We start from the raw sequence: 18,478 nt of genomic DNA on the forward strand, positions 1-18,478 counted from the left end.
GATGCGGGAAGCGGGGCCGGTGCACTGGAGCCCGGAGATCTCCGGCTGGCTGGTGCTGGGCTGGGCCGAGGTCCAGCAGATGGTCTCCACCCCGGAAGTGTTCTCCGCGAACCGGCTGACACCGGTGGTCGAACGCCTTCCCGAAGCCGCGAGGGCGACCGCGGGCGACGTGCTGCGCTGGTTGTCGATCTGGATGGTGTTCCAGGACCCGCCGGAGCACACCCGGGTGCGCCGGCACATGCTCAGCGTCATCAACCCGCGCACGGTGGGCAGCCTGCGGGAGCCGGTGCAGGAGGTCACCGACCTGCTGCTCGACCGGCTGCCCCGGGACGAGCCGTTCGACTTCTACACCCAGTTCGGGCTCAAGCTGCCCGGATTCGTGGTGATGGACCTGCTCGGAGTGCCCCGCGACCGGCTCGCCGAGGTCAAGTCGTGGTCGGACGAGATGATGCTGTTCATCGGCAGCTCCCGCAAGGTCACCGACAAGTACAGCCGGGCGAAGCACGGCGCGCAGTCGATGTCGGAGCTGTTCCGCGAGCTGATCGCGCAGCGCCGGGCCGAACCGCGGGACGACGCGCTGACCCGGATGATCAGCCACGAGGTCGCGGGCGAGACGCTGACCGACGACGAGCTGATCGCGTCGATGATGATGATCGCCAACGGCGCGCAGGAGACGACCGCGCACCTGCTGAGCAATTCCCTGCTGGCGCTGCGCGCGCATCCGGACCAGTTCGCCGCGCTGAGCGAGGACCGGGAGCAACTGATCCCCACCGCGGTCGAGGAGTTGCTGCGCTACGACGGCCCGGTCCTGTCGACGGCGCGGCTCGCGGTGGCCGACAGCGAACTCGGCGGGCAGCGGATCGCCGCGGGCGAGCGGGTCTTCGGGCTGCTGGTCGCGGCCAACCGGGACCCCGCGGTCTTCGCCGATCCCGCGGGCTTGGACCTGCGCCGCAAACCGAACAAGCACCTGTCGTTCTCCTCCGGGGTGCACTTCTGCCTCGGTGCGCCGCTCGCCCGGCTGGAAGCGCAGATCGCGCTCGGCGAGATCGTCACGCGATTCCCTGGCTACGAGTTCGCCGAGCCGCTCGAGAACGTGCCGTGGACCAATTCGATGGTGGCGCGGGGCCCGACCCGGCTGCCGATCAGGTGGGGCCGATGACAGCGGACTTCCTCTCCGAGCAGTTCCCGCTGGCTCCGGTCGACGACCACTTGATCCACCAGACGCCGGATCCGGTCCGGGTGGCGTGGTCGAGCGATCCGCGTTTCTACGAGCGCTACTGGTTTGTGCTGCACGACAACACCGGCGATCTGATGCTGGCCGTCGGCGGCAGTTTCTATCCGAACCTCGACAGCGCCGAGGCCTATGCTGTCGTCACGCTGCGCGGACGGCAGCATTCGGTTCGCGCGTTCCGCAGTCTCGGCGCGGACCGGATGGACCTGAGCGTCGGGCCGCTGCGGCCGGTGATCCTGGAGGGCCTGCGGAGCTGGCGGCTCGTACTGGAGCCCAATGCCTGGGACATCTCCTTCGATCTGGAGTGGACCGACCGCACCCGTCAGGTCTACGACGCCACTTACGGTGCACCGGTGCCCGGCAGCCAGCCGGTGATGACGGCGGGCTTCGAGGGGTTCGGCGAGGTCACCGGCCGGGTGCGGGTCGGCGGCGAGCGGATCGACTGGCGAGCCGGCGACGCCCGCGGCACCCGGGACCGGCATTGGGGGATCGGGCGCGGGGTCGGCGGTCCCGCGATGAACGGCGGCCATGCCGTCAAAGCGGGCTGGAAGGGCGGCAACTGGGTCCGTTTCGACGATTTCGCCGTGTGGGGCCGCCGGGTGCTCTACGAGTTCGGCGATCCCCGGCCCGGAGCCGGCCGGGTGGCGCGGGTGGACCGGCGGCTGCGGTTCGACGAAGAGACCAAGATCTTCGCCGAAGGGGTGCTCGACTATACCTTCGACGACGGCAGCACCCGGCAGGTGCGGTTCGAACGCCTCGGGCTCCAGACCGCGTTCATGCGATGCGCCATGTACGGCGGAACTCCGGACGGCGACGTCCACCAAGGGCACTACCGCGGGGGCGACCTGCCCGAGGTGCTGGTCGAAGGAGACACCTACGACCTCGCCGATCCCGCTACCCGTCTTCGGCTTCGCGGACTGGACGAGCACCACTGCCGGATCAGCTGGGACGGCCGGAGCACTACAGGCGTCCTGCAGCCGCTGGAACCCGATGCCTACGAGGCGTGCAAACGAGGCACGCCTGGATGGGCCTTTCTCTGAGCCCGCAGCATTTCCGACCATCTCAAAGGAGAGAGGAACCATGCCGCTGAAGTACGACTTCGACTTGTTGTGCCACCAGGTGATCACTCACAACGCCCGCGTGTTCGCGAACGACCTCGCCGTGGTATGCGAGGGCCGCAGGCTCACCTGGCGCGAAGTGGACGAAGAGACGAACCGCTTCGCCAACGCTCTGCTCGATTCCGGGCTCCGGCACGGGGATCGCGTCGCGCTGCTGATGTCGGCCGGTCTCGACTCGTTCATTGCCTTCTGGGGAGTCATTAAGGCCGGGCTCGTCTCGGTCCCGCTGAACGTGCTGCTCGACACCGGCTCACTCGCGCGGCTGCTCGGCGACTCCCGCGCCCGTGCGGTGATCGCGAACTCGGGCACCACGGCGACCCTCGACAGCATCCGCGACCGGCTGCCGTCCGTCGAAGACGGGCGGTATCTGACCGCCGGGGAGGAGAGCGAGGGCTGGACGTCGGTGACCGTGCTGGCGGCCGCGGCGTCGGCGGCCGCGCCGCCGGTCACCATCGGACCGGACGACTCGATCACCGTTTTGTACACGTCGGGGACCACCGGCATCCCCAAGGGGATCGAGCACAGCCACTTCAGCCGGCTGATGTACCCGCTCGGCTTCGGCATGGGCCTGCGGGTGGACCACAGTTCCGTTGCCATCGTCGCGACGCCCCCCTACGCGTCGGGCACCTGGATCACCATGATGCCGACCATGTACCGGGGCGGCACCCTGGTCATCCTGCCCAAATTCAGCGCAAGCGCGTTCCTTTCCGCCGTGGAGCAGGAGCACGGCACGCACGCGTTCCTCGTTCCCACGCAGTTCATCGCGCTGTTGAACGAACCGCGGCTCGCCGACTCCGACGTCAGCTCGATGCGCTGCCTCGTCACCTCGGGGCAGCCGATCGCCGAGACCACCTACCAGGCACTCGAGCGCACGTTCGCCGGGACCGGGATCTACGAGGTCTACGGATTCTCCGAAGGATTCGCGACGCTGCGGATTCCCGGCGACGCGGACCGGGGCAAACGGCGTTCGGTGGGCAAACCTGTGCTGCTGGACGACGTGCGCATCATCTCCGGAACGGACGGCCGGGAGCTGCCGCCGGGCGAGATCGGCGAGATCGTCGCGCACTCCGTCGGAATGATGAAGGGCTACCTCGACAATCCGGAGCTGACCGAGGAGATCATCTGGTACTCCCCGGAAACCGGCCGCAGCTACATGCGCAGCGGCGACGTCGGCTACCTCGACGAGGACGGCTATCTCTACGTCTCCGGCCGGGCCAAGGACATGATCAAATCGGGCGGGCTGAACATCTTCGCCGCCGACATCGAAGAAGTGTTCATGGCCCATCCGGACGTGCTCGAGGTGGCCGCCATCGGCCTTCCCGACCCCAAGTGGGGTGAAACTCCCTTGCTGGTGGTGATTCCCCGGCCCGGCTCGGACCTGACCGAAGAGGACCTGCGCGCCTGGGGCGACGGGAAACTCGCGCGCTACCAGCGGCCGAGCCGCATCGTCTTCCGCGAAGACCTGCCGCGCGCGGTCTACGGCAAGGTGCGCAAGGACGCGCTGCGCGAGGAATTCGGCACCGGAGCATCGCTCGAACTCTCAGGAGGACAGAACTCATGACGCTCAACGGCAGCGAGCAGACCGCGGGCGCCGTCACCGAATCGGAAGTGCCGCCGGTGGTCTACCCGGACTACGAGAGCATCGAACTGGACCGCCCGGAGCCACACGTCCTCCGGATCACGTTGGCCCGCGGCACGATGAACGCGCTCGACATCCGGCTGCACCAGGACCTCGGCGCAATCTGGCGGCTGATCGACGCCGACCCGACTGTCTCCGCGGTGGTGCTCACCGGGCGTGGCAAGGCGTTCTCCGCCGGCGGCGACTTCGACATGGTGCAGCGCATCATCGACGACTACGACTTCCGCTGCCTGATGTGGAAGGAAGGCCGCCAGCTGGTGCAGAACATGCTCGACTGCGGCAAGCCCGTCGTCTCCGCGATCCGCGGCCCGGCGGCGGGCGGCGGCCTGGCCGCGGCCCTGCTCGCCGACGTCAGTGTCGCCGGGCGCACCACGAAGCTGGTCGACGGGCACACCACGCTCGGGGTGGCCGCCGACGATCACGCCGTGGCGATCTGGCCGCTGCTGTGCGGGCTGTCCAAGGCGAAGTACTACCTCATGACCAGCGACGCGATCACCGGCGAGGAGGCCGAGCGGATCGGCCTGGTCACGTTCTGCGTCGACGACGACCAGGTCGGAGCCAAGGCGCTGGAGGTCGCCGTCAAACTGGCCAACGGTGCGCCGAGCGCGATCCGCTGGACCAAGCAGTCGCTCAACAACTGGGTGCGGGCCGCGTGGCCGTCGTTCGAGGCTTCGCTCGCCTTCGGGATTCTCGGCTTTACCGGCCCGGAAGCCCGCGAGGGCCTCGCCGCGCTGCGCGAGAAGCGGCCGCCCCGGTTCGGCCAGCGCTCCTTCATCTGACCCCTTTCGTTCCGGAGAAAAGGAATCCCCATGAACGCTGTGCCCCTGCACTCCGCGCTCGAACCTCACGAGCGGACTTACGTCGTCACCGGTGCCGGCGGCGGCATCGGCGGCGCCGCGGCCGCGCGGCTGCTGCGGACCGGCGCCAACGTCGTCGGTGTCGACCTGAGCTCCCGGCGGCTGGGCGAGACCGAGCGGCAGACCAAGGATCTGCCCGGGCAGTTCCGCTGGTTCAAGGCCAACCTCACCAAGGAGGAGGACACCCTGGCGGCGGTCGGGTTCGGGCTGGGCGAGTTCGGCTCCGTGCAAGGACTCGCCAACGTGGCGGGCGGGATGACCAACATCGACCGCGATGTCTACGACCTCCCGCTTTCGGACATCTCGCTGGACTACTTCCTCGACACCTTCGCGCTCAACGTCAACAGCGCGTTCCTGATGAGCAAGGCGCTGGAGTCGCACTTCTCCGGGCAGCGCTACGGCAAGATCGTCAACGTCGCTTCGCTGGCCGCGTTCGCGAACCGCCCCGAACTGGGCAACACGGCCTACAACTCGGCCAAGGCCGCGGTGATCGGGCTGACCCGGAGCCTGAGCCTGGTCATGGGCCGCACTGGTGTCCGGGTCAACTGCGTCGCTCCCGGGCTGGTGCTCAGCGACCGGGTTCGCGAGTGGATCGACGAGGGCTACCTGGAGCGGCACCTCGCCTACACCGCGCTCGGGGACCTCGCCCGCCCCGAAGACCTCGGCGAGTCCATCGCCTACCTGCTGGAACCCCAGTCCGACGCGATCACCGGGGAGACGCTGCGAGTAGCGGCGGGGGTCCGGTGAACGGATCCTCTCCCGAGCCGTCCGCGACGGGCGCCGACCCGGGCGGTCCGGGAGCCGCCGCGCAGCTGGCCGAGCTGCTGCGTGAGCAGCTTCCCGGTGCCAGGGACGTGGGCGTCGAACAGGTCGAGCAGGTCTTCGGCGGCAATGCCCGCCAGGCCCTCGCCGGGACGGCGACCTGGACCGAACCCAGCGCCAGGCGACGGCGGGAACCGGTGATCATGCTCAGCCGCGCACCGGGTTCGCAGGTCCAGGCCGATCCGGAGCGCGAGTACGCCGTTCTGCGCGCGCTCTCCGAAACGTCCGTGCGCGCCCCGCGGGTTTTCGCGGCGGACCGCGATGGCGCCGTGACCGGTACAAGTTCGATTGTGCTGCAACGGATGCCCGGCCGGGCCGATCCGGTCGCGTTCCTCCGTTCCCGCGATCGCGCGCGGGCGCGGGAACTGACCGCCGATCTCGCCCGCGCCGCCGCCGAGCTGCACGCGGTCGACGTGCACCGGGACGTGCCGGGGCTGACCGAGCGGTTGGGCGGGGTCGTGTCCGAGGACGGGAACATCGACCCGCAATCCACCGTCGCCGCCCAGATCGAGTACTGGCAGTCGGTTTTCCTCGGCTGCCGGCTGGAACCGCTGCCGGTGCTCGCCGGGCTCTTCGACTGGTTGCTGGACAACGTGCCGGCACCGGCACGGGTCGCCCTCGTGCACGGCGACCTGCGTCCCGGCAACTTCCTTTACGAGGATGCCCGGCTCGTTTCCTTGCTGGATTGGGAAATGGTGCACGTCGGAGATCCGGCGGAGGACCTCGCGTGGATCTTCCGGCCGCTGTGGAGCCCGCAACGGTTCCTCGACCTCGGTTCGTTCGTGCGCCGGTACGAAGAGGCGGGCGGCGCGCCGGTCGACCGGGCCGCTCTGCTCTACCACCGGGTGTTCGCCGAAGCGAAGTTCGCGGCGATCTCGATCCGCGCGGCCCGTGCCTTCGCCGACGGGACCACGACCAACCTGCGCCTCGCCGATCGGGCCGCCACCGTGACCACTTCGCTCGCTCTTGCGCTCGATCTGGCCGCCGAATGGGAATCCCTGCCGAAAGGAGCACTGTGCTGAGGCCGACGACCGGCGAGTTGCTGCGCGCGGTGCATATCCAGCTCGCCGGCCAGGTGCTGCCCGCGCTCGCCGACGGTGCACCCCGCCGTCAGCTCAAATCCGCACTTCACCTCCTGCGGCGGCTCGAACGGTCGTGGGACCTGCAGGCGACGTACCTCGAGGCCGACAACCTCGATCTGGCCGAAACACTGGACCGGGCGTTGCGGGCGCTGCCCGCCGAAGCCGGGACCGGCTATGCCCGGTTGCGGACCCGCTTCGACCGGGTTCGCAATCGGCTGCCGGAGCGCGAGATCGCGGGAAGCGCGGCGGAGGCCGGGGTGCACGACCCGGGCCTGGCGCACCTGATGACCGTCAACCACGCACTGCAGGAGATTCTCGCCGACCTGCAGGCCGCGCTCCGGCACGATCGCGATCTGCCCTCCACCGCCCTGAGCCCAGTGACGAGCATGGTCTCGGGCCTGCACCGGCGATTGGTCGCCCGGGCAGGCGAGGCCGCGGGGACCCACGATGACAACTGACTCCCCGGTGCGCGCCGTCGCACCGGCCGAAACCGGCGAACCGATCCGCAAGGTCCGCGTCGAGAGCGTCGACAAGATCGCCGACGCGATCGTCGCGATCTCCCTCGTCTCGCTCGACGGGGACGCGCTGCCCGACTGGCAGCCGGGCGCCCATGTCGACCTCCTCATGACCGAAAACCTGATCCGCCAGTATTCGCTGTGCGGTTCGCCGGCGGACCGGATGCGCTGGCGGGTCGCCGTACTGCACACCCCCGACAGCCGGGGCGGCTCGGCCTGGCTGCACACCTGCGTCCAGCCGGGCGACGTGTTGCCGGTCCGCGGGCCGCGCAACAACTTCCGGCTCGCGCCCGCCCGGCGCTGCCTGTTCATCGCGGGCGGGATCGGGATCACCCCGCTGCTGCCGATGATCGAGGCCGCCCGCGGGCAGCCGGATGTCGACTGGCAGCTCGCCTACGGCGGCCGCAGCAGGTCTTCCATGGCGTTCGTGCACGAGCTCGAACAGATGGGGGAGCGCGTCGAGATCGTGTCCGAGGACGAGTCGGGCGTGCTCGACCTTGACCGGATCCTGGGCGAACCGCGCATCGGCGTGGCGATCTACGCCTGCGGCCCGGAAGGGCTGCTGACCGAACTCGAGCGGCGGTGCCGGTCGTGGCCGCCGGGAACACTGCATGTCGAACGGTTCCGGGCGGACGCCCCGACCGGCGGATCCGCCGCCGGTGCGGAGACCTTCCAGGTCGTCGCGCAGCAGTCCGGTGTGACCGTGGACGTGCCCCCGGACCGGACGATCGTCGAAGTACTCGAGGAACGGGGCATCTACGTTCCGGTCTCGTGCGGCGAAGGGGTCTGCGGCACCTGCATCACCCGGGTGATCGAAGGCGATCCCGAACACCGCGACGCCGTGCTGGCCGAGGACGAGCAAGCCTCCGGCGAACTGATCACCCCGTGCTGTTCGCGTTCTCGTACGCCGCGGATGACCCTGGACCTTTGACCGGCGCTCCGCGGGTCGTCGGCCTGACGGGAATACGGTCGAAAAGCCCGCGCACTCCGCTGAGCTTACCCCTTGAAAAGCGACGACGGTCGACCCGGCGGCCACGGATTCGACGGCGGGCGGCTCGCCGCGTCGGCGGGCCCGTTGGCCCGGTGTTCGGGTCGCTGCCGTTCCAGACCGAAGCGGGGCGGTGCCGACAGTTTCCGGCCGCTGCTACGACGGTGCAGATGGCCGAGCAGATCCGCCGCACGAGGTTCTGCGCCACAGCGAATCCTCGTACGGCATCCGCACCGGGGCATCAGCCGCGGCCAGTTCACACACGCGCGAGCCTTGGGCACGACGACATCCGCTCGAGCGAGGCCGGAGCCCCCTCGGTTGTCAACCAAACCCCTGGGAAGACCCATCACTGCCGTCGCCGGACACCTGATCCACTCAACGCCGGACCGTCGGGACGCTGTTCGCGGTGTCAGCCAAGGCTGTGGTGGTGCACGGCGGCTACGATGCACGGCTCGCCCGCCCGGTTGCGGCCGGTGACGCGGGTCAGGGCGAGGCTCCTGCCGCGGCTCACCACGTCGGCGTTGAAATCAGCGAGGTCCCGGTGCGGCAACGGCCGAAGATAGCTGACGGTCATCGATGCCGGGACGAGACCGACGGCGGAGGTGGACAGGGCCGCGTCGGCCGCGAGTCCGGCCGCCCATAGAGTCACTCCGCCGTGCAAGGTGCCGTGAAAGTTGACCAGCTCGTCGGTGATCTCGACGCCGAGCCGGGCTCGCCCGTCGGCCGCGTTGACCTTTTCGCGCAGGTCGGCGAGGAGTCCGGGGTCGGTCCCGCTGTGGTTCCCGGAGGGTGCGTTTCCGTTGTGGGCCTCGACCTCGTCCGGTCCGGGGCCACGGCGGACGAATCTTCCCCATTGGCGGGTCCTGGCGACGAGCCGGCCGTTCGCGTCGAAAACGGACCCCTCGGCCAGTCCGGCCGTGGCGCCCGCGTGCACTGCCCGCCCCAGCGCCGACAGCCACGTTCCGGGCTCGGACAGTGGCCGAAGGAAGTCGAGGGAGATTTCGGTGCTCACCGACGAGCGCCCTTCCGGGGCCCGCGAGATCAGGGCGTAGCCGAGGATGTTGTCCGCGAGCACCCCGATCGAACCGGTTCCGCCCGGTCCGGCCGACCACGGCCCCAGCCGCATCCGTGCCGAGACTTCGCCGTCGCGGCAGACGAGTCCGTCGACGGCGAAGAGCGATTCGGGTCCGCGAGGCAGGAAAGCCGGCTTTCGGGGCGAGGCGGTGGTGGCCAAGAAGGTTCTCCCAATGGTGACGGGTTGTGCGGGGAGGTGGTCTAAAGCGTCAGGTCGTGACGTCCAGCTCGGCGAACCGCTTGCGCACGATCGGGGTCCACTGCGCGCGGAACGCCTCGATCCGGCGGGCGACCCGCCTGCCCGCCCAGTCCGGCAGCAGCGCTTCGGGCAGTTGCGGATCGGCTCGCGGGAACTCTTGCCACTCGCTGATCAGCCGGATGTGTGCGAAGAGGGTTTCGTCCGGCCCGGCCGGACGCAGGTCGTTCATCGCCGCCCAGACCTGGTCGTACCGAGCGCGCAGGTCGTCGAGGTTCCACCCGCGTTCGACGATCTCTTCGGCGGAGATCCCGATGGCGCTGACGTTGCCGGTGAAGGCGAAGGTGTGCCGTTCGAGTTCGAGCTCCTCCAGCAGCCGCCGCACCTCTGCGACCCGCTCGACGTGCGGGGTCAGCCACAGCCCGGGTACCGGGTTGCCGAAGCCCGCCCAGGTCAGGCCCGCGTAGAGCGGGCGCCGGGCGCGGCGCATCGACTGGGGGATCGTGGTCCACAGCGCCAGCCAGGACCCGTCCCAGCTGCTGAACGAATCGCTGAGCGAGTAAACTCGGCGCGAACCGGTTTCGAAGATGTGGACGAGCTTCTCGGTCAGTGTCCAGCACACTTCGCGTCCCTGGCGCTCCGGCTCGAGCCATCCGGAAGCCGAGGCGCGCGCGATAGCCTGGCGGGCGGTCTGCTCCTCGATGCCGAGACCCTTGAGGATGTGCACCAGCGTCGAGGTCCACACCGGCCGCCCGGCGGGCCACACCAGCTCGCCGAGGATCGTGATGAGCAACGACCGCGCACTTCCGTGAGCGAGAGGCGCCTCCGCGCTTCCGGGCGACAGCGCGTCGAGCGCCTCGGGTGTTGGCATGTAGCCTCCTCATCTCCATGTCGCGCGGCTGCTCGCCCGGTCCGGCAGCCACATTCTACATCATGCGCGACTGAGTGTGGCACGGTGTAGGTTGCGTTGCGCTCGGGTGCGTCGAAGACCGGGGTGCTCGCCTACCACGGTACCGAGCCGCGTGGGAGCCGGCGCGCATTCGGCGCTCGCGATGGGTTTCGGAGTCCGCAACAGGACAGACTTCCGAGAGGGCGCACGACCGGCGCGCATCGGCGGAAATCCCGGAGAACCTATACAGCGCACGGGCGGCGCGGGTACGATCCCGTCCACCCTCTGTGCGATTCCGCGATTCACTCCGGCGAGTCCGCCGTGTCTTTTCCGTGAACGAGAGGACCTTGTCGTGCCTTATGTGATCACCGATGCCTGCATCGACGTGATGGACCGTTCCTGCATGGAGGAATGCCCGGTCGACTGCATTTATGAGGGAAAACGCAAGCTGTACATCAATCCCGCCGAATGCATCGACTGCGGGGCCTGCGAGCCCGCCTGCCCGGTGACCGCGATCTCCCTCGACACGAAGGTGCCGAGCGGCAAAGCCGAATTCGCCGAGGACAACGCGAGGTTCTTCGAGGAGCCGTTGCCGGGCCGCGGCGAGGCCGTCGGCGCGCCGGGGGGAGCGGCGGTCACCGGGGCCATCGGGGTGGACACCGAGCTGGTCTCGGGATTCGGGGGCGCGGGATGAACCACGAGACCGATGTCGTGATCGTCGGCGCCGGGCCGGCCGGCCTGTTCGCCGCCTACTATGCCGGTTTCCGCGGGCTTTCCGTTGCGGTGCTGGACTCGCTGCCCGAGCCCGGGGGCCAGATCACCGCGATGTACCCGGAAAAGCGGATCTCCGACATCGCCGGCTTCCCGGCGATTCGCGGCCGTGAGCTGGTCGAGCGGCTGTTGGAGCAGGCGGCCCCGTTCCGGCCCCGGTACCTGCTGGGGCACCGGGCCGAAACCCTCGAACCCGGGTTCGCTGTCACCACCCATCGCGGCACGCGGATCACGGCGAAGGCGGTGATCGTCGCGGGCGGGATCGGCACGTTCACCCCTCGCCCGCTGCCCGCGGCCGAGCAGTTCGCCGGGACCGGGCTGGCGTATTTCGTGCGCAGGCTTGACGACTACGCCGGGACGGACGTGGTGATCGTCGGCGGCGGCGACTCCGCGTTCGACTGGGCGGAAGCGTTGCACCCGTTGGCGAAGTCGGTCACGGTGGTGCACCGGCGGGACACTTTCCGGGCCCATCCCGGCACTGTCGCCGCGGTTCGGGCGAGCCCGGTGGAGATCGTCACCGGTGCCCAGGTGACGAAAGTGATCGGGCACGAAGCGGTCGAGAGCGTGGAGATCACGCATGGCGACGAGGCGTGGACGTCGCCCTGCCAGCGGATCATCGCTGCGCTGGGGTTTACCGCGAATCTCGGGCCGTTGCTGAAGTGGGGCGTTGACGTCCACAACCGCAGGCACATCCCGGTCGGCCCGTCGATGGCCGCCAGCCTTCCCGGAGTCTTTGCCGCCGGCGACATCAACGACTACCCGGGGAAAGTGCGGCTGATCGCGGTCGGGTTCGGCGAGGCCGCCACCGCGGTGAACAACGCGGCGCATTTCATCGATCCCGGTCAACCGGTTTTCCCTGGTCATTCCACGGACGCCGGGGCCAGCTGAGCACGGACGGCCGGCAGACAGGCGGGTTCCGCCTGTCTGCCGGCCGTCGTCGTTTACCGGGTACGCGGATCCGCGTACCCGGCCGAAAGCACGTAGATCTACGTGTTGTTGCCTGCGTCACCGCCGCCATAGCTTTGGTGCTCGAGCGGCGTCATTCGGCGGAATCGCGTTGCACGAGGGCCACAGCAAAGGAGCTGAACATGGCAATTGCGTATGACAGCTTGTTCATCGGAGGAAGTTGGACGGAGTCCGCTTCCGACCGGCGGATCGAGGTCGTCAACGCGACGACCGAGGAACCGCTCGGCAGCGTTCCCGAAGCAAGCGAACAAGACGTCGACAGCGCGGTGCGCGCCGCGCGCCAGGCATTCGACCATTCCCCTTGGGCCACCGCGTCGCCCGCCGAGCGAGCGGACGTGCTCAACCGGTTCGCGGACGCGCTGGAAAAGCGCGGTGAGCAGCTGACCCGGACGGTCAGCCTGCAGAACGGCATGCCGCTGAGCCTGAGCGAGCAGTTCGAAGGCGGCTACGCGGTTGCGCTGCTGCGGTACTACGCGAGCCTGGCCACCTCGACCGAGTTCGAGGAGCGGCGTCCGTCGCCGCTCGGGTTCGACACATTGGTCCGGCGCAGCCCGATCGGCGTGGTCGGGGCGATCGTTCCCTGGAACTACCCGGTTGTCCTCGCGGTCACCAAGATCGCGCCCGCGCTGGCAGCGGGCTGCACCGTCGTGATCAAGCCGTCGCCGGGTACCGTGCTGGACAGTTTCCTGCTGGCCGAGGCGGCAGAGGAAGCGGGCGTGCCGCCGGGCGTGCTGAACTGGGTCCCCGGCGGGCGGGAGCTCGGTGCGTACCTGGTGTCGCACCCCGGCGTGGACAAGATCGCCTTCACCGGTTCGACCGCTGCCGGGCGGGCGATCGGAGAACGCTGTGGCGCGTTGCTGCGCCCTGTTTCGCTGGAACTGGGCGGAAAGTCGGCCGCGGTCATCCTCGACGATGCCGATCTGGACAAGGTGACCGAGGGACTCTTCTTCGCTTCGCTGGCCAACAACGGGCAGACCTGCATGGCGTGCACCCGGATCCTCGCGCCGCGCAGTCGTTATGACGAAGTGGTCGGTTCGCTGGCCGGATGGCTGGGCGGGTTGCAGGTCGGCGATCCGCTGGAGCCATCGACGCAGGTCGGCCCGCTCGCTTCGGCCGAGCATCGTGACCGGGTCGAGGGGTACATCGCCAAGGGCCGAGAGGAAGGCGCGCGGCTGGTGCTCGGCGGCGGTCGTCCCGAGGGACTCGACCGAGGCTGGTTCGTCCAGCCGACCCTGTTCGCCGACGTGGACAACGGCTCCACGATCGCGCGGCAGGAGATTTTCGGCCCGGTGCTGTCGGTCATCTCTTACGACGGTGACGAGGAAGCGGTGCGCATCGCCAATGATTCCGAATACGGCCTCGGTGGAAGCGTCTGGTCGGCTGACGCTGAGCGGGCCACGGCGGTCGCCCGGGGCGTGCAGACCGGCACCATCGGCGTGAACGGGTACGTGCTCGACCTGAACGCGCCCTTCGGCGGGGTCAAAGCCAGCGGCATCGGGCGCGAATTCGGCCCGGAAGCCCTGTCCGGTTACCTCCAGCTCAAGTCGATCTACCTGCCTGCCTGAAGGAGATTTCCCATGCGTGTCAAGGCCGCGGTCGTGCGCGAAGCCGGCCATCCTTTCCGGATCGAGGAACTGGAACTCGACGAGCCCCGGGCAGACGAGGTACTGGTCAAGATCCACGCCACCGGCGTCTGCCACACCGACATCGGCGTCCGCAACCAGTGGCTCCCGGTGCCGCTGCCGCTGGTGCTGGGCCACGAGGGTGCCGGCGTCGTCGAGTCGGTCGGCTCTGGCGTCACCAAGGTCGAGTCGGGGGACAAGGTCCTGCTGACCTTCGCGTCCTGCCACCGCTGCCGGATGTGCCTGCAGGGCGATCCGGCTTACTGCGAGCAGTTCGTCGTGAGCAACGTGGCGGGCTCCCGCCCGGACGGCACCAACGCGCTGCACGGTGAGGGCGACGTGCACGGCTTCTTTTTCGGCCAGTCCTCGTTCGCGACGCATTCGATCGCGACCGAGAACAACGTCGTCAAGCTGAGCCCGGACGCGGACCTGTCGATCGTGGGCCCGCTGGGCTGCGGCATCCAGACCGGTGCGGGCACGGTGCTCAACCGGCTCCGCCCCGAGACCGGCTCGAGCCTCGCCGTGTTCGGTGCCGGAGCGGTCGGTATCGCGGCGCTGATGGCCGCTCGCGCGGCCGGGTGCACGAAGGTGATCGCCGTGGACCTGGTGCCGGACCGGCTGGCGCTCGCCGAGGAACTGGGCGCCACGCACAGCATCGACGCCTCGGCGAAGGACCCGGTCGAAGAGATCCAGCGGATCACCGGACGGGGAGCCGATTTCACGGTCGATACCACCGCCGTGACGTCCGTCGTCGGTCAAGCGGTGAGCGCGCTGGCGCCCAAGGGCACCTGCGCGGTGCTCGGTTTCGGCACGGCGGGCACCGAGGTCCGGGTCGACATGCTGGAACTGCTGATGACCGGCCGCACTATCACCGGGGTGACCGAGGGTGACGCCCGTCCCGACGATTTCATCCCGCGGCTGCTGGAACTGCACGCGCAGGGCCGGTTCCCGTTCGACAAGCTGATCACGAGCTACGACTTCGCCGACATCAACGCGGCCTGCGCGGATTCCGAGGCGGGCAAGGCGGTCAAGCCGGTTCTCCGGCTGGTCTGATCCGGTCCGGTTCTCTTTTACGGCAACGGAAAGGAAACATCGTGACTGTCGACGACGGCGTCCTCGGCAAGCTGATCGAACACTTCAGCCTGCATGACCGGGACTGCCAGAAGCACCAGGACGAGATCTTCACGAAGATGCGCGCCGAGTGTCCGGTCGCGCACAGCGTCGAACATGGCGGCTTCTACGCGCTTTCGCGCTACCGCGACGTTTACGAGGCCGCGCACAAGCCGGAGCAGTTCTCCTCGTTCCCTGTCACCATCCCGCCGTTCGGCAATCCGACCCCGATGATCCCGATCGAGTCGGACCCGCCGATGCACCGTAAGTACCGGACGCTCGTCGGCGCCCGGTTCAGCCCCAAGTCGGTGGAGGCGCTGCAACCGCACATGCAGGAGATGGTCCGCACGATCATCGACGGGCTGGTCGGCAAGAAGGGCGCCGACCTGGCCAAGGAAGTGGCGATCCCGCTTCCGCTGCGCGGCATTCTCGAGCTGTACCTCGGCGTTCCCGAGAAGGACTGGGAAAAGCTCAAGGACGAGTTCCTCTACATGCTCCAGCCGGATCCGGAGTCCACCGACGAGGAGAACATGGAGCGGTCGATGGCCGCGGGCCTCAACTGCACCATGTACTTCGCCGAGATGCTCGAACAGCGGCGCACCAACGGGTACGGCGACGACTTGATCAGCCATCTCGACCAGGCCGAGCTCGACGGGGAACGGCTGACCGACGACGAGATCTACGGGTTCTGTCTCGTGCTGGTGCCCGCCGGCTTCGACACGACCGCCAGCGTGCTGAGCAGGCTGCTGCTGATGTTCGCGGAGAAACCGGAGATCCGCGACCAGCTGGAGCGGATCGTCGACGACCCGGACAAGCTGGACCTCGCCGTCGAGGAGCTGGTCCGGTTCATGCCGCCGCAGCCCGGCGTGGCGCGCAACGTCGCGGAGCCGTGCGAGTTCGCCGGGCAGCAGCTGGAACAGGGCGACCGGCTCCTGCTGCTGTGGCCCGCGGCCAACCGCGACCCGGAGGAGTTCGACAACCCGGACGAGCTGGTCTTCGACCGCCAGCCCAACCGCCACCTCGGGTTCGGCTCCGGCATCCACCGGTGCCTCGGCTCGCATCTGGCGCGGCTGGAGCTGAAGACCCTGCTGCGGGAGTTCCTGCACCGCGTCCCGCGCTACCGGATCGAGCCGGGCAAAGAGGCCGTCTGGCACACCGGCAACACATGGGGCGTGAAGACGGTGCCGGTGGTGTTCGACGAATGGCCGGAACAGTGATCAGGATCGCGATCGACTCGGATCGCTGCCAGGGCCACGCGCGGTGCGCGGTGCGCGCGCCGGAACTGTTCGACGTCGACGACGACCAGGGCAAGTCCATCGCACTGGTGGACACCGTCCCGCCCGGACTGCGCGAAGCGGCGGACGAAGCGGTCGAGACGTGCCCGGAGCGGGCGATCTCCCTTCACGACGAATAGCGTTTCGAGCAAAGGAGCTCTCGTGGGTGTCTTCAAGGACGAGGACGAGGTCTACCGCTACCTGGGCAGGATTTTCCAGGTGAGCCTGGCCGATTCCGAATTGGGGCCGAAGCTGCGGAAGGTCGGTTCCGTGCTCAAGCTCAACCAGTCCGACCCGGAGTCGACCATCGTGATCGATTTCGGCGAGGGCGTGGTGCAGCTGGGGAAGGACGGCGGGGCGGAGGTGACCCGTCCGATCGACGCCGAGCTGGAGATGCTGGCCGACACCGCGCACCGGTTCTGGCTGGGCAAGGTGAATGTCGCGCTGGCGATGGCCAGGGGCCAGATCAAGACCAAGGGCAAGGTGTCCGCGGTGATGAAGGTGGTCCCGATCACCAAGCCCTTGTTCGGCACGTACGAGAACATCCTCCGCGAAGCCGGGCGCGCCGATCTGGTCGACGCGGTGAACTGACGTGACCACGGTGGAGAAACCCGGCGCCGCACCGCCGCGGCGCCGGGTCCGGGGAACGGAACGCGCCATCGGCGTGCTGCCCGGACCGGTGCGCACGGCAGTGCTGGAGGTGGGCCAGATCTGCCAGCTGCTGGGGCAGGTGCTGGCCAGCGCGATCCGGCGCCCGCGCGGCTACTGGAAAGACACGCTCGACGAGATGTATGCGTTGCTGCGCCTGTGTTTCTGGCCGGCGACGATCTCGATGGCGGGGTTCGGGTTCCTGATCACGGTGATGGGCGTCGGCCTGCTCAGCCTGCTCGGCGCGGCGAACCGCATGGGCGCGTTCTGGGTGATGGCCGACATCCGAGAGATCGCCGCGTTCATGGTCGGCATGGTCGTGGCTGGCGTGATCGGCACGTCGATCACGTCGGACCTCGGCGCGCGCCGGGCCCGCGAGGAGCTGGACGCGCTCAAGGTGCTCGGCATGGACGTCCTGCGGATGCTGGTGATCCCGCGAGTGATCGCAACCGCCGTGATGTGCGCGCTGCTCAACTGCCTCACCTCCTTCGTCGGGGTGCTGCTCGGCCTGGTCGCGGTGAGCGCGCTCGCCGACACCACTGCGAGCGCCTACATCGACAGCATGTCGCACAACCTGTACGCCGCCGACGTGTGGGGAGCCGAGCTGAAGACGCTCCTGACCGGTCTGTTCATCGGCGTGATCTGCAGCTACAAGGGCCTCAACGCCGGCGGCGGGCCGGAGGGCGTCGGCCGGGCGGTCAACCAGGCGGTGGTCATCTGCTTCGCGATGGTCTGGGTGTTCAACTTCTTCTTCAACGCCATCGCGCAGGGGCTCAACCCGAACCTGCTGATGCTGCGGTGAAGGGCGGCCGGCGATGACGACAGTCGAGAACACCGCGAAGCTGCCGGACCTGCGCACCCCGGTCCCGCGGCGGTCCAATGTCCTGCGAAACGCCGCCGAAACTGTCGGCGACCTCGCCTGGTTCGGTTTCCGGGTGCTGGCGGAGATGCCGCTGACCCTGGGGCTCTACTTCTCCGAGGTGCTGCGGCAGGCGGCCATCCTGATCCGGTCCAGCGGAATCATCATCTGGTTCATGATGTTCGCGATCGGCGCGGAAACCGGTCTGCAGGGCCATTACATCCTCGACCAGGTCGGTGCGTCCGGCTACGTCGGGGTGTTCACCTCGATCGGCGATCTCAAGGCGGACTCGACCTCCATGTGGGGCTGGGTGCTGGCGGCCAAGGTCGGCTGCGGCTACGTGGCCGAGATCGGCTCGATGCGGATCAGCGACGAGATCGACGCGCTCGAGGTGATGGGCATCCATTCCCGCGCTTACCTCGCCGGCACCCGGCTGTGGGCGATGTGGCTCGCGGCCCCCTTCATGTTCATTGCAGGGGAAGGGTGCCAGTACCTGGGTTCCTGGGCGGTGGTACAGCCGATGCTCGAGACGACGTCACCCGGCGGCTACTCGAACATCTTCTGGTCCTTCCAGACGCCCGTAGACCTGCTGTACGCGCTGATCTGGGCGGTGCTGCTCGCCACTCTGGTGGTCCTCGTCGGCTGCTTCTACGGCTACACCGCCTCCGGCGGCCCGGTGGGCGTCGGCCGCAACACCGCCAAATCGATGATGGTCAACATGATCGTCGTGTCCGGCGCGGCGGCGATCCTTTACCAGCTCTTCTTCGGCACGACCATCCAGACCCCGATAGCCAACTAGACCGCCCGCGGCGGCGGT

19 protein-coding genes are annotated in these 18,478 nt (G+C 68.7%); 17 read left to right on the top strand and 2 right to left on the bottom strand.

Translation table 11 applies throughout. The annotated features are described in order from the left end of the window. The first annotated feature begins 1 nt into the window (after nucleotide 1). The 8 genes from ABD793_RS00295 to ABD793_RS00330 are packed head-to-tail and all read left to right on the top strand — an operon-like array spanning nucleotide 2 to nucleotide 8,195. A complete protein-coding gene (locus tag ABD793_RS00295; RefSeq protein WP_344854152.1) occupies nucleotides 2–1,159 on the top strand; it encodes a cytochrome P450 in 1,158 nt (385 codons plus the stop codon). Next, on the top strand, nucleotides 1,156–2,271 hold the full coding sequence (locus tag ABD793_RS00300; RefSeq protein WP_344854153.1) for an Rv3169 family protein: 1,116 nt from the start codon (nucleotides 1,156–1,158) through the stop codon (nucleotides 2,269–2,271). Before ABD793_RS00295 ends, ABD793_RS00300 begins: the two co-directional genes overlap by 4 nt. 40 nt (nucleotides 2,272–2,311) lie before the next feature. Then, on the top strand, nucleotides 2,312–3,910 hold the full coding sequence (locus ABD793_RS00305; protein ID WP_344854154.1) for a class I adenylate-forming enzyme family protein: 1,599 nt from the start codon (nucleotides 2,312–2,314) through the stop codon (nucleotides 3,908–3,910). Further along, on the top strand, nucleotides 3,907–4,767 hold the full coding sequence (locus ABD793_RS00310; RefSeq protein WP_344854155.1) for an enoyl-CoA hydratase/isomerase family protein: 861 nt from the start codon (nucleotides 3,907–3,909) through the stop codon (nucleotides 4,765–4,767). The genes ABD793_RS00305 and ABD793_RS00310 overlap by 4 nt, the downstream gene beginning before the upstream one ends. A gap of 30 nt (nucleotides 4,768–4,797) precedes the next feature. Further along, nucleotides 4,798–5,592 (top strand): SDR family NAD(P)-dependent oxidoreductase, encoded by a 795-nt coding sequence (locus tag ABD793_RS00315; protein WP_344854156.1) that lies wholly within the window; start codon nucleotides 4,798–4,800, stop codon nucleotides 5,590–5,592. After that, a complete protein-coding gene (locus ABD793_RS00320) occupies nucleotides 5,589–6,689 on the top strand; it encodes a phosphotransferase family protein (RefSeq protein ID WP_344854157.1) in 1,101 nt (366 codons plus the stop codon). The genes ABD793_RS00315 and ABD793_RS00320 overlap by 4 nt, the downstream gene beginning before the upstream one ends. Beyond that, on the top strand, nucleotides 6,683–7,207 hold the full coding sequence (locus ABD793_RS00325; protein WP_344854158.1) for a hypothetical protein: 525 nt from the start codon (nucleotides 6,683–6,685) through the stop codon (nucleotides 7,205–7,207). Before ABD793_RS00320 ends, ABD793_RS00325 begins: the two co-directional genes overlap by 7 nt. After that, nucleotides 7,197–8,195 carry a PDR/VanB family oxidoreductase gene (locus tag ABD793_RS00330; protein ID WP_344854159.1) on the top strand — a complete coding sequence of 333 codons (999 nt, stop codon included), beginning with the start codon at nucleotides 7,197–7,199 and terminating at the stop codon, nucleotides 8,193–8,195. Before ABD793_RS00325 ends, ABD793_RS00330 begins: the two co-directional genes overlap by 11 nt. Nucleotides 8,196–8,661: 466 nt before the next feature. Here the strand turns inward: ABD793_RS00330 and ABD793_RS00335 are convergent, their stop codons facing one another. Both ABD793_RS00335 and ABD793_RS00340 read right to left on the bottom strand, forming a co-directional pair. Further along, nucleotides 8,662–9,486 carry a hotdog fold thioesterase gene (locus ABD793_RS00335; protein WP_344854160.1) on the bottom strand — a complete coding sequence of 275 codons (825 nt, stop codon included), beginning with the start codon at nucleotides 9,484–9,486 and terminating at the stop codon, nucleotides 8,662–8,664. Nucleotides 9,487–9,535: 49 nt separating this feature from the next. After that, the gene (locus ABD793_RS00340) at nucleotides 9,536–10,393 is read right to left on the bottom strand and encodes a PaaX family transcriptional regulator (protein ID WP_344854161.1); all 858 of its coding nucleotides are present in this window, start codon (nucleotides 10,391–10,393) and stop codon (nucleotides 9,536–9,538) included. A gap of 370 nt (nucleotides 10,394–10,763) precedes the next feature. On the opposite strand from ABD793_RS00340, the gene fdxA reads away from it, so the two are divergent. From fdxA to ABD793_RS00385, 9 genes are all read left to right on the top strand, one after another. Then, nucleotides 10,764–11,105: a ferredoxin gene (gene fdxA, locus ABD793_RS00345; RefSeq protein ID WP_344854162.1), complete on the top strand. Its 342-nt coding sequence runs from the start codon at nucleotides 10,764–10,766 to the stop codon at nucleotides 11,103–11,105. Further along, nucleotides 11,102–12,070 carry an NAD(P)/FAD-dependent oxidoreductase gene (locus ABD793_RS00350; RefSeq protein ID WP_344854163.1) on the top strand — a complete coding sequence of 323 codons (969 nt, stop codon included), beginning with the start codon at nucleotides 11,102–11,104 and terminating at the stop codon, nucleotides 12,068–12,070. The genes fdxA and ABD793_RS00350 overlap by 4 nt, the downstream gene beginning before the upstream one ends. Before the next feature lie 200 nt (nucleotides 12,071–12,270). Further along, entirely contained in the window at nucleotides 12,271–13,713 is a 1,443-nt protein-coding gene (locus ABD793_RS00355; RefSeq protein ID WP_344854164.1) for an aldehyde dehydrogenase, read from the top strand. A gap of 12 nt (nucleotides 13,714–13,725) precedes the next feature. Then, the gene (locus ABD793_RS00360; RefSeq protein ID WP_344854165.1) at nucleotides 13,726–14,823 is read left to right on the top strand and encodes an NAD(P)-dependent alcohol dehydrogenase; all 1,098 of its coding nucleotides are present in this window, start codon (nucleotides 13,726–13,728) and stop codon (nucleotides 14,821–14,823) included. 41 nt (nucleotides 14,824–14,864) lie between these two features. Further along, entirely contained in the window at nucleotides 14,865–16,097 is a 1,233-nt protein-coding gene (locus ABD793_RS00365; protein ID WP_344854166.1) for a cytochrome P450, read from the top strand. After that, nucleotides 16,082–16,294 carry a ferredoxin gene (locus ABD793_RS00370; protein ID WP_344854167.1) on the top strand — a complete coding sequence of 71 codons (213 nt, stop codon included), beginning with the start codon at nucleotides 16,082–16,084 and terminating at the stop codon, nucleotides 16,292–16,294. Before ABD793_RS00365 ends, ABD793_RS00370 begins: the two co-directional genes overlap by 16 nt. Before the next feature lie 22 nt (nucleotides 16,295–16,316). After that, a complete protein-coding gene (locus ABD793_RS00375; RefSeq protein WP_344854168.1) occupies nucleotides 16,317–16,745 on the top strand; it encodes an SCP2 sterol-binding domain-containing protein in 429 nt (142 codons plus the stop codon). Between the two features lies 1 nt (nucleotide 16,746). Continuing rightward, nucleotides 16,747–17,604, top strand: a complete 858-nt coding sequence (locus ABD793_RS00380; protein ID WP_344854169.1) for an MlaE family ABC transporter permease — start codon at nucleotides 16,747–16,749, stop codon at nucleotides 17,602–17,604. Nucleotides 17,605–17,617: 13 nt separating this feature from the next. Next, nucleotides 17,618–18,460 carry an ABC transporter permease gene (locus ABD793_RS00385; protein WP_344854170.1) on the top strand — a complete coding sequence of 281 codons (843 nt, stop codon included), beginning with the start codon at nucleotides 17,618–17,620 and terminating at the stop codon, nucleotides 18,458–18,460. Nucleotides 18,461–18,478 lie beyond the last annotated feature (18 nt).

Origin of the sequence: Amycolatopsis ultiminotia (assembly GCF_039536925.1) — a bacterium.
Classification (GTDB): domain Bacteria; phylum Actinomycetota; class Actinomycetes; order Mycobacteriales; family Pseudonocardiaceae; genus Amycolatopsis; species Amycolatopsis ultiminotia.